The sequence below is a fragment of the Pseudoduganella sp. RAF53_2 genome, from assembly GCF_052113985.1.
GTDB lineage: Bacteria > Pseudomonadota > Gammaproteobacteria > Burkholderiales > Burkholderiaceae_D > Rugamonas.
The window spans coordinates 1-9114 of the sequence record NZ_JBFRDW010000194.1 but is presented as its reverse complement, the minus strand read 5'-3'; the positions used below and the strand labels follow the sequence as shown (position 1 = coordinate 9114).

Genomic DNA, 9114 nt, shown 5'->3' with positions numbered 1-9114 from the left:
CTATTCCAGCATGATCGGCGTTTCGACCGACAAGCTGGCGCAAGCCATCGAGCAAGCCAAGGTCGCCGCGGCGGCCGACCTGTCCATCGCGCCCCTGTCCAAGCCAGCCGAACGCCGCGCCAAAGCGCTCGCCAAAACCCGCCAGCGCGTACAGGGCAACAATGTGCTGCTTAGCGGACTGGCCGATATCCGCGATGTCATCGACACCGCCAGCCCCGGCCAGATCGTGCAGATCGCGCTGGAAAGCGTGTACAAAGGCCTGGACTTCTCGCGCGCCGTCGCCTTCGTGCGCAATCGCCGCGAAGGCAAGTACGCCGCGCGCATGTGCTTCGGCGAAGGCATACGTGAACGTCTGGCGGAGATGAACTTTGAAGACAACTACGAGCCGAACGTTTTCCACGCAGCCCTGAACAGCGACCGCGTGATCTTTATCGAGAACGCACGCGATCCGAAATTTGCAGCCAAGCTGCCGCAGTGGTGGCGCAGCACCTTGTCCGATGCGCGCAGCTTCGTGATTCTGCCGTTATGCTCCAACGGCCAGCCGACCGGCTTCCTGTACGGCGACTGGGACGACAGTTTCCCGCCGATTCAACTCAGCCCGACCGAGTTCTCGCTGTTGAACGATATGCGTAATCTGGTGATGAAGTCGGTCGAACGCCGCCACCAGGCTCAGACCGAACCTGCCAGCAAGACCGCAGCCTGAGCATCCTTCCGCTGCCAGCGGAAGGACAGCGCTGCCGCCACGGCGCCCGCCGCCACCAGTCCCGCAGCCACAAAGTAGACCGACTCCGGTCCCATCGCGTCCCAGCATTTGGTCAGGAACAGTCCGCCCAGCGTGCCGCCAAGACCATAGGAAACGCTGATGTAAAGCGCTTGGCCGCGCGCCTGCAAGGCACCTGCGAACCAGCGCTGCATGGTTACCACCGAGGACGAATGATGCAGGGCGAACGTCGCCGCATGCATGGTTTGCGCAATCACCAGAATGGCCAGCGATTTCGGCGCCGCGCCCATCAGGTTGAAGCGTACGATGCCAATCGCAAAGCACAGGAACATCAGCCGCTTGGGGCCAAAGCGCTTCAGCACCGGCGCCTGCCAATAGAACAGCATCACTTCCGCMACCACGCCCAGCGACCACATGACGCCCGTCACGGCCTTGCTGTAGCCGTGATGTTCCAGGTACAGCGAGTAGAAGGTGTAGAGCGATGTATGCGCCGCCACCATCAGCGCAGTCGACGCGAAGAAAGCAATCACCTCGCGCTTGCGCAGCACGGCCATCAGTGAAGGCTTTTCACCGGCATGCGTCATGCGCGGCACTTCGCGCAAATGGAAAGCCGCGCCGATCACGCACACCAGCAGCGCGCCAGCGACGGGCAGCAGCGCTTCGGTGCCGAACCAGTCCATCGCATAGGAGGCCAGCATGACCGTCACGATGAAGCCGATCGAGCCCCACAAGCGCAAGCGCCCGTAGTGCGTCAGGTCGCCGCGCATTTCGGAAATCATCAGCGCTTCGCAGATCGGGCCTTGCGCGCTGGTGAAGAGATTGAGCAGCACCATCGCCGCGAAATAAGCGGCGAAGGTAGAGCCGATATAGAAACCGGAGAACGCGGTGAGCGCGGCGCAGCCGGTCAGGCGCAATACGAAGACGCGGCGTTCGCTATGGTCCGCAACATAACCCCAGACGTTGGGACCGAAAATGCGCAGCACCTGAATCAGGGACATCAGTACGCCGATTTCCGCCACCGACATCCCCCTGCCCCGGAAGAACAGCGAGGCATAGGAGGAAAAGGTGCCGGCGTATGCGTAGTAACAGAAGAGGAAAAGCGCGAAACCGAAAGACTGAGCGGGCATTACTTCCTTGCGATATCCGGCGTCGAAACACTGACGTCGCCGCACTGGGCACGGTTCATCAGCGCGTGATCCATCAGCACCAGGGCCAGCATGGCCTCAGCGATCGGCGTGGCGCGGATGCCGACGCATGGATCGTGGCGGCCGAAGGTTTCCACCATCACCGGATTGCCGTCCTTGTCGATGGAGCGGCGCGGCGTACGGATCGACGAGGTCGGCTTGATGGCGATGGACACCGTGATGTCCTGGCCGGTCGAAATGCCGCCCAACACACCGCCTGCGTTATTGCCGATGAAGCCATCCGGCGTCAGCTCGTCGCCGTGCTCCGAGCCGCGCTGGGCGATGCACTTGAAGCCTGCGCCAATCTCCACGCCCTTCACCGCATTGATGCCCATCATGGCGTAAGCGATATCGGCATCCAGCTTGTCGTAGATCGGCTGGCCCAGGCCAACCGGCACATTGCGCGCCACCACATCGATGCGCGCGCCGATCGAGTCGCCCGCCTTGCGCAGATCGTCCATATAGGCTTCCATGCGCGCGATCAGTGCTTCGTCCGCTGTCGCGGCGAAGAAAGGATTGGCTGGTACATGTTCGAAATTCTGGAACGGCACTTCAATCTCGCCCAGCTGGCTCATGCAGCCGGCGAACTCGGTGCCGTACTGGTGATTCAGCCACTTCTTGGCGATGGCAGCTGCGCCGACAATCGGTGCGGTCAGACGTGCCGAAGAACGGCCGCCGCCGCGTGGATCGCGCACGCCGTACTTATGCCAGTAAGTGTAGTCGGCATGGCCGGGCCGGAAGCTCTCGGTGATGTTGCCGTAGTCCTTGCTGCGCTGGTCTTCGTTCTTGATCAGCAGCGCGATCGGGGTGCCGGTGGTCACGCCCTCGTACACGCCCGACAGAATCTGCACAGTGTCCGGCTCCTGGCGCTGCGTCACGTGGCGCGAAGTGCCTGGCTTGCGGCGATCCAGTTCGGGCTGGATATCGGTTTCAGAGAGCGGCAGGCCCGGCGGGCAACCGTCAATAACGCAGCCAATTGCGGGACCGTGGGATTCGCCAAACGTGGTGACGGTGAACAGCTTGCCAAAGGTATTACCGGACATATCGTGGAATCGCTTGAGATGGGAAATCTCCCTATTCTACCGTGTTCCCCATTGTCTAACCAGACACGGTTTTGATGGCATGAAACCACAGAATTGTTAAAAGTTGCATACAGAAAGCCGTTAGCAAAGGGTAAATTGTTTAAATGGTCGTTCTATTGAACAATTCGCTATATACTTAATTCCGTAAGAACACCGATACCCTTGGAGAAGCGACACATGCCCCCATCGATCTCGCCCCTTGACCACGGCAAGGACGATCAGGATGATCTGGTATTCTTAGAAGAGCACCCCGCTCAACCAGCCAGCACCGCCCAGCGCAAAGTATGGCGCGTGATGATTATCGATGACGACGAGGACGTCCACTCGACGACCACGTTCGCCCTCGGCAATCTCGACATGCAGCACCGTCCCCTCGAATTCGTGCACGCCTATTCGGCCGCACAAGCGCGTGAACTACTGAAGCATGAACAGGAAATCGCCGTGATCCTGCTTGACGTAGTCATGGAGCAGGATGACGCCGGTTTGCACCTGGTGCGCTATATCCGCGAAACGCTGAAGCTGACCGATGTGCGCATCATTCTGCGTACCGGCCAGCCAGGCTATGCGCCGGAGATCGACGCGATCCGCGATTTCGACATCAACGATTACAAAACAAAGTCTGAACTTACCCGCATCAAGCTATTCACCACGGTGACTGCGGCCATCCGCTCCTACGAGCAAATCCGCAATATCAACGAAAGCCGCCGCGGCTTGAACAAAGTGGTGCACGCCAGCACGGAGTTGATGGCGCTGCACGGCGTGAACAATTTCGCTGCGGGCGTCCTGACTCAGGCTGCCGAATTGCTCGGCCAGACGGCCAATGGACTGCTGTGCATCCAGGAGTGCCCGGATGCGGGCTTGCATGAATTGATCGTGGTGGCAGCCAGCGGCAGCTATCACGACCTGTCGAACGTCCATCTGACCGAAGCCGACAACGATCGTGTGCACGCCGCGCTGGAGCAATGCCTGGCTGCGCGCAGCAATATCTTCGGTCCGGATTATGTGACCCTGCATTTTGCAGGCAAAGCGAGTCACACTTTCGTCGCTTTCCTCGACGTGAGCCAGCCGGCAACCGAGCTGCAAAAAGGCCTGCTCGATGTCTTCTGTAGCAATGTGGCCGTGGGTCTGGAAAACGTGGAGCTGGTATCGCATCTGCATACGGCGGCCTTCTACGACAACCTGTCCAAGCTGCCGAACCGCACGCGCCTGATTGAAATTCTCGACGCCACGCTGGCCGGCCCTGCAAAACAGGATGCTACGCTGTCGCTGGTCGACCTCGATCACTTCGCAGAAACCAATGACGCGCTGGGCCATGAATTCGGCGACTTGCTGCTGTCCGCCGTTGCAAGCCGTCTGCAAAACAGCCTGGGGCAGCAACTGACCGTTGCACGCATCGGCGGCGACATCTTCTGCGTGCTGGGCGATTCCGCGCAAGTCAATCCAGCCAATATTCTGACGCTGTTCGCCAAGCCATTCAGTATTGAAGGCCAGGATGTACAGCTGTCCGCCACGCTCGGCCTGGTGCGCCTGTGCGAACACGATGGCGGCGGCGCCGATGCATTGAAGGATGCCGACATCGCCCTGAAGCGCGCCAAGAGCCAGCAGCGCGCCGGCCACTTCTATTTCTCGCGCAGCATGGGCGTCGAAATCCGCGAACGCGTGCGCATGATGCACGCGCTGCGCACAGCCTTTGGACAGAATCAGCTTTTCGTGGTGTACCAGCCGCAAATCGATCTGGTCACGCGCCGCCCGGTTGGCGCCGAGGCTCTGCTGCGCTGGCAGACGCCGGACGGCAAATTCGTGTCGCCGGACCGCTTCATTCCGATTGCCGAGTATTCAGGCCTGATCATCGATCTGGGCGAATGGGTGATGCATACGGCTTGCCGCGAGCTGGTCGAATTGCGTGCAGCCGGGCATCAGGACTTCACGATTTCGATCAACGTCTCGCAAGTGCAGTTCCGCCACCCGCTGTTCCTCGACACGCTGAAGCGCGCGCTGAGCGAAACCGGCGCGCCGCCGGAATACGTGGAGCTGGAGATTACCGAATCGATGGCGATGGAAGAGCCGGACATGCTGATCAAGATGCTGGCGCAGATCAAGCAGACCGGCGTCGCGATTGCGATCGACGATTTCGGCACCGGCTTCTCTTCCCTCTCCTACCTGCAGCGCCTGCAGATCGATCGCCTGAAAATCGACCGCGCCTTCGTCACCGAAATCACGCAATCCGCGCGCGGCAGCAGCATCGCCGAAATGGTGATTCAACTGGGCCGCAACCTGGGCCTGCAAGTGATTGCGGAAGGTGTGGAAGACGAACGCCAGGCGCAGATCCTGGAAAACCTCGGCTGCCCGCTAGGCCAGGGCTTCCTGTTCGCCCGCCCGATGACCGGCAGCGCGCTGGAAGGATGGCTCAGTAACGACGCCCTAGCCGGCGTCGCATAAATTAAATGGGGACGTAACACATTTGGCGCCCTGGGCGGTAAATGTGCTACGTCCCCATTTGTTTTAGCTTTCGGACTTCTCCTCTTCCTCGGCGGGCCAGTCGCGGATGTAGGCTTTCAGCATGCGGTTCTCGAAGCTTTGCGCTTCCAGCACGGCACGAGCCACGTCATAGAAGGAAATCACGCCCAGCAGGGTCTTGGCGTTCATCACCGGCAGGTAGCGCGCGTGCTTCTCAAGCATGATGCGGCGCACTTCGTTCACTTCGGTGTCCGGAGTGACGGTAATCGGATGGTCTTCCATGTGCTTGCGCACCGTACCACCACCGACCGAACCCTGATTCGCATGCAGGGCCTTGAGCACTTCGCGGAAGGTCAGCATGCCGACCAGATCGCCGTACTCCATCACGACCAGCGAGCCGATGTCCTTCTCGGCCATCGTATTGGCTGCCTCTACCAGCGGCTGGTCCGGGGAAATCGTGTAGAGGATGTTGCCTTTGACCTGGAGAATTTCGGAGACTTTCATTTTGGGCCGTCCTGTCCGCTGTGAATGGATTTTGTTTTATTGTAAGCCTTACCAGGGAATGTAGCGTAAGCGGGCTAAAAAATCCAGTTTTGAGCATAAGTAAATTACAACACTATTCATGCGTGTGATAACACGGTAGGATCGGGGCCATTCCAGAAACCCGACGAGACAATCCATGAGCGGTCCCAAGTACCCCGGCTTTGATACCCTCTCGCTGCATGCGGGCGCCACGCCCGATCCGTCCACCGGCGCGCGCGCCACCCCGATTCACTTCACCTCCGCTTACGCCTTCCGCGATTCCGATCACGCCGCAGCGCTCTTCAATATGGAGCGTTCAGGCCATGTGTATTCGCGCATCTCGAATCCGACCAATGCGGTGCTGGAGGAACGCATCGCGGCGCTGGAAGGCGGCGTGGCCGGAATTGCTACTGCCAGCGGGCAGGCGGCCATGCATCTGGGCCTGTGCACGATTGCCGGTGCCGGTTCGCACATCGTGGCGTCACGCGCGCTGTATGGCGGCTCGCACAATCTGCTGGCTTACACGCTGAAGCGCTTCGGGATCGAGACGACCTTGGTCGATCCGCGCAACCTGGATGCGTGGCGCGCGGCGATTCGTCCATCGACCAAGGTGCTGTTTGGCGAAACGCTCGGCAATCCCGGACTGGACGTGCTGGATATCCCATCGGTTGCGGCGATCGCGCATGAAGCGGGCCTGCCGCTGATGATGGATTCGACCTTCACCACTCCCTATCTGCTGCGTCCTTTCGATCACGGCGCCGACCTGGTGTTCCACTCCGCCACCAAGTTCCTGTGCGGCCACGGCACGGCGGTTGGCGGTCTGCTGGTCGATGGCGGCACGTTCGACTGGCAGGCAGCGTATGAGCGCACTGGCCGCTTTGCAGAGCTGTGCGAACCGTATGACGGCTTCCACGGCATGGTGTTCGCGGAAGAGTCCACTGTGGCGCCGTTCGCCTTGCGCGCGCGCCGTGAGGGCTTGCGCGATTTTGGAGCAGTGATGTCGCCGCACAATGCGTTCGCCATCCTGCAGGGCATCGAGACTCTGGGCCTGCGCATGGACCGCCACGTTGCCAACACGCGCAAGGTGCTTGAGTTCCTGCTGTCGCAGCCTGCGGTCGAGTCGATTGCTTACCCCGAACTGGATTCGCATCCCGACCACGCACTGGCCCAGCGCCTGATGCCGCGCGGCTGCGGCGCGGTGCTGTCGTTCACGCTGAAGGGCGACCGCGCCGCAGGCAAGCGCTTTGTCGACAGCCTCAAAGTGTTCTCGCACTTGGCGAACGTGGGCGATGCCAAGTCGCTGGTCATTCATCCGGCATCGACCACGCATTTCCGCGTGCCCACAGACCAGCTAGCGGCATCCGGCATAGCCGAGGGCACCATGCGCTTGTCGGTCGGACTGGAAGATCCGGACGATCTGATCGAAGACCTGGCGCGCGGCCTCAAAATGTCGCAGAAAGGAGCGTAATGATGCTGCTGAATGGCTCCTATTGCTATACCGGCGGCAAAGCCTTTGACGCTTCCCTGCCCTGCGTGGTGTTCCTGCATGGCGCGCAGAACGACCACTCCGTGTGGGCGCTCCAGTCGCGCTACCTGGCTCATCACGGCTATGGCGTACTGGCGGTCGACCTGCCCGGCCACGGCCGCAGTGCCGGCGCGGCCTTGCGCACGGTCGAGGAAATGGCCGGCTGGGTGCTGTCGCTGCTGGATGCCGCTGGCGTTTCACAGGCTGCGCTGGTCGGCCACAGCATGGGCTCCCTGATCGCGCTGGAAGCCGCTCATCGCGCGCCGGACCGCATCACAGGCCTGGCGCTGCTGGGCTCCACCTGGCCGATGAAAGTGTCCGATGCCCTGCTGGACGCCGCGCTGAATGCCGAGCAGACGGCCATCGACATGGTCAACATCTGGTCGCATTCCTCGTATGCGCAGAAACCGTCCTGCCCCGCGCCGGGCTTCTACGTGAGCGGCATGTCGCAGCGCCTGATGCAGCGGATCGCATCGCGTGGCGAGCCCCGGCTGTTCCACACCGACTTCACCGCGTGCAACAGCTATGCTAACGGCGAAACCGCTGCGCAATCCGTGAAATGTCCGGTCCTCTTCATCAACGGCAGTAAGGACATGATGACACCGCCCCGCTCCGCCAAAGCGCTGGTCGCGGCCCTTCCTCACGCCCGCACCGTAACCGTGGACGCCGGTCACCAGATGATGGCCGAACAGCCCGATGCCGTGCTGGATGCGCTGTCAGGCTTCCTGCGTCCTTAGCCGCCGAAGTGCCGAGCGAGCGGCGTGTTGAGACCTGACTCAACGGCGTCCTCAACCTGGCGGGCGAGGATGGCGGCTTCGCGGCTGATCTGGCGGTCGCTGTCGCTACCGTTGTCCGCTGCGGCGCCGGCATTGATGGCCATGCCCGCGAAGACAAATAGCCGGTAGACGTCGGCCAGCGTGAGCTTGTCGAGGTTTGCCAGCAGCACCCAGTTGTCGCCGCCTTCGCTCGCGCGCTTGCCCATCTGGACGCGGTTGGGCGGCGCAAGCTTCACGCGCCCCACCCAGCCCTGCGCCAGCATTTTCTCCAGCAAGCCGTCCAGCTCGTCGAAGCCCAGCCGCGTGCGGTAGCGGATGAAGGATGCACTGACCAGCGCATTGTCGGCCCGCTCGCGCGCCTCGTGCAGCACCTTGAGCACGGCCATGGCGTCGATAAACTCGCCACCTGGCTGCGCCTCATGCCACCAGCGCTCGTACTTCACGACCGGCAATGCAGCCGTCAGCAGCGCACCGACCAGCGTAATCAGCCAGGAAAGATAAATCCACAGCAGGAACAAAGGCAGCGCCGCCAGCGCGCCATAAATCTTCGAGTAAGTCGGCACCTGCGAAATGAAGACCGCAAAGCCGCGCTTCGCGAGTTCGAAGCCAATTGCCGCGACCACACCGCCGCAAGCCGCGTCGCGCCAGTCCACATTGCGGTTCGGGACCGCAATGTAAAGGAAAGTGAAGGCCAGCGTCGTCAGCACCACCGACAACAGGCTATAGAACAGCTCACCGAAGATATTCCCCACCAGGCTGGTGGTGGCCGAGAACAAATGGATCGACATCGTAATCGACACGCCCACCGACAAAGGCCCCAGCGTGATCAACGCCCAATACACCAGTA

General features: G+C 61.3%; 8 protein-coding genes. 4 read left to right on the top strand and 4 right to left on the bottom strand.

The features are described 5' to 3' along the window. The coding region (locus AB4Z11_RS13470; protein ID WP_442025759.1) for a GAF domain-containing protein at positions 1 to 703 on the top strand (703 nt) is incomplete at its 5' end. Here the strand turns inward: AB4Z11_RS13470 and AB4Z11_RS13465 are convergent. Further along, positions 670 to 1848, bottom strand: coding sequence for an MFS transporter (locus tag AB4Z11_RS13465; protein ID WP_442025758.1), 1179 nt, complete (start codon positions 1846 to 1848; stop codon positions 670 to 672). The genes AB4Z11_RS13470 and AB4Z11_RS13465 overlap by 34 nt on opposite strands. Continuing rightward, complete coding sequence (gene aroC / locus AB4Z11_RS13460; RefSeq protein WP_442025757.1) at positions 1848 to 2948, bottom strand: chorismate synthase; 1101 nt, start codon at positions 2946 to 2948, stop codon at positions 1848 to 1850. The genes AB4Z11_RS13465 and aroC overlap by 1 nt, the downstream gene beginning before the upstream one ends. Before the next feature lie 216 nt (positions 2949 to 3164). Here aroC and AB4Z11_RS13455 point away from each other — a divergent pair, with 216 nt between their 5' ends. Beyond that, on the top strand, positions 3165 to 5426 hold the full coding sequence (locus AB4Z11_RS13455; protein WP_442025756.1) for an EAL domain-containing response regulator: 2262 nt from the start codon (positions 3165 to 3167) through the stop codon (positions 5424 to 5426). A gap of 63 nt (positions 5427 to 5489) precedes the next feature. Here the strand turns inward: AB4Z11_RS13455 and AB4Z11_RS13450 are convergent, their stop codons facing one another. After that, positions 5490 to 5948 (bottom strand): CBS domain-containing protein, encoded by a 459-nt coding sequence (locus AB4Z11_RS13450; RefSeq protein WP_442025755.1) that lies wholly within the window; start codon positions 5946 to 5948, stop codon positions 5490 to 5492. 175 nt (positions 5949 to 6123) lie between these two features. On the opposite strand from AB4Z11_RS13450, the gene AB4Z11_RS13445 reads away from it, so the two are divergent. Together AB4Z11_RS13445 and AB4Z11_RS13440 are read left to right on the top strand one after the other, a co-directional pair. Continuing rightward, entirely contained in the window at positions 6124 to 7434 is a 1311-nt protein-coding gene (locus AB4Z11_RS13445) for an O-acetylhomoserine aminocarboxypropyltransferase (protein ID WP_442025754.1), read from the top strand. Between the two features lie 2 nt (positions 7435 to 7436). After that, entirely contained in the window at positions 7437 to 8228 is a 792-nt protein-coding gene (locus AB4Z11_RS13440) for an alpha/beta fold hydrolase (protein ID WP_442025760.1), read from the top strand. Here AB4Z11_RS13440 and AB4Z11_RS13435 read toward each other — a convergent pair. Beyond that, positions 8225 to 9114: YihY family inner membrane protein (locus tag AB4Z11_RS13435; protein ID WP_442025753.1), on the bottom strand; the 890-nt coding region annotated here is incomplete at its 5' end. The two genes, AB4Z11_RS13440 and AB4Z11_RS13435, sit on opposite strands and share 4 nt — an antisense overlap.